Genomic DNA, 728 nt, shown 5'->3' with positions numbered 1-728 from the left:
TCAGGTCCGTGGCGGGTGACGAGAATGCCCTGCCATCCTTCTGTCATCGAGTGGTCGCGGGCCATCTCTACAGCCGTGTTGATACTGTCTTCGATTTCTGTCGGGGATAGGCCTGTGATGTGGAAGTAGCGGTCGGCCTCGATCGTGATAATCATTGGACTCCTGCTTTGCTCTTTATGTCGTCTTTGATTTGGTGCTCATGATGTGGGCACGCACGTAGCGAATCGGCTCTTTGGGACGAAGAAATGGTTTTCAGCGATGGCATACTCGCCCGATCGGATTTCTCTTGACCCGGAGGTTTGCCACAGAAATTGCACCGCATCCCGGGTGGCGGTTCCGCAGCCCGGGATGCAGTGGGTTGTCACTACGGAACGGTACGACTTTGGAGAGCGCCGATCGGGTGTGAAAGGGAACGGTGGCAATGGCGCTGATTAGGTCCCGTTTCTCGAGATGGCACCCGCCACAGAGGGACGGGCCTGGGCACTGGTGCCTGGCCCGTCCTTGTATTGGTGGTGGGGGTTAGATTTCGGTGGGCTGGGCCTGGCTGGCATTCTGCTTGGTTGACCGCGTGTCGTCAGTGTTTGGTTGCTGAACCTCCTTGGTGGGTTCGCCCGGCTGGCTCTCACGGTCGTGGAGGTCCATCTCTGGTGGTTCCTTGCGGAATCCTTTGGTGAGGAAGGTTAGATAAACAACTCCCAGACCGATCCAGCAGCAGCCGATGGTGATGG

1 protein-coding gene is annotated in these 728 nt (G+C 57.7%); it reads right to left on the bottom strand.

Annotated features, from left to right (window positions below; all coding sequences use genetic code 11):
- Positions 1-519: 519 nt before the first annotated feature.
- Positions 520-728, bottom strand: a 209-nt coding sequence (locus AC1D0A_RS21945; RefSeq protein WP_476946840.1) for a hypothetical protein, incomplete at its 5' end; no start/stop codon positions are given.

It is taken from the genome of Arthrobacter sp. P1_D4 (assembly GCF_056406115.1).
The sequence above is the reverse complement of the archived record's forward strand: the minus strand, read 5'-3'. Positions and strand labels throughout refer to the sequence as shown.